The organism is Dietzia sp. HMSC21D01 (assembly GCF_001815995.1).
GTDB classification, from domain to species: Bacteria; Actinomycetota; Actinomycetes; order Mycobacteriales; family Mycobacteriaceae; genus Dietzia; species Dietzia cinnamea.
The window spans coordinates 1-984 of sequence record NZ_KV823800.1 but is presented as its reverse complement, the minus strand read 5'-3'; the positions used below and the strand labels follow the sequence as shown (position 1 = coordinate 984).

The following is a 984-nucleotide window of genomic DNA, read 5'->3' as shown; positions in this document are numbered from 1 at the left end:
CACCGGGTCGGCGCCGGCCGGCCACGTGAGGTGGTGGTCGGCCACGGTGGTGACGCCGCACAGCAGCGACTCGGCCAGCGCCACGCGGGCGGCCGCCTCCACCAGCTCCGGGTCGACCCGCGCCGCCACATAGGCCTCGCGCATCCGGGCCAGCCACATCGCCATCTCCACGCCGCGCGTACCGGGCAGGGTGCGGAACGCGCTCTGCAGCAGGTGATGGTGGGCGTTGACCAGGCCCGGGGTGACCACGCCGCCGGCGGCGTCGAGGGTCTCGACAGAGCCGTCGGCGGGGACGGCCGCAGCCGAGCCGTCGGGGCCGGGGCCCGCGACCCGCCCGTCCACGCACTCGATCATCACGGGATCGATGCCGGCGCGGTCCGGGGACCACACGGCCGACGCCCCGGTCACCCGGAGAACGCGGGCGCTCACGCGCTGACCCCGGCCGTCTCGGGGGACCCGACCGGTGCGAACGACCGCATCCACACCCGGTCGGGCGTCAGCGGGATGAGGTCCTGGCGCACGCCGGTGGCCCGCCGCACCGCGATCCCCACCGCGGCGGCGACCGGGCAGTACGGCGCCTCGGACATCGACTTGGCGCCCAGCACGCCCCGGGACTCGACGGTGTCGGCGAAGAACACCTCGGTGCGCGGCACGTCGCCCATCCGCGGCGGGTGGTAGTGCCGCAGGGTCCCGTTGGCGACCGCGCCGGACTCGTCGAGCATGACCTGCTCGTACAGCGCCGCGCCCAGCGCCTGCGCGACGCCGCCCTCGACCTGTCCCCGCAGCTGCTGCGGGTTGAGGACCCGCCCCGCGTCGACGGCGTGGACGCTGTGCAGGACCTTCACCGTCCCGGTGTCGGGACAGACGGCCACGCGCACCCCCTGCACGGTGAACGCGGCCTGCCGCGCCAGCCCGTCGGCCGAGCCCTCGGCGGAGACCGGTAGCTGCGCGCCGGCGCGCAGCTGCTTGGCCACGCGGGTCGCC

2 protein-coding genes are annotated in these 984 nt (G+C 76.5%); both read right to left on the bottom strand.

Annotated elements, in window-relative coordinates; translation table 11 throughout:
• Window positions 1-429, bottom strand: a 429-nt coding sequence (locus tag HMPREF3086_RS04205; RefSeq protein WP_246830901.1) for an amidohydrolase family protein, incomplete at its 3' end; no start/stop codon positions are given.
• The coding region (locus HMPREF3086_RS04200) for a molybdopterin cofactor-binding domain-containing protein (RefSeq protein ID WP_141763989.1) at window positions 426-984 on the bottom strand (559 nt) is incomplete at its 5' end. The genes HMPREF3086_RS04200 and HMPREF3086_RS04205, both read right to left, overlap by 4 nt.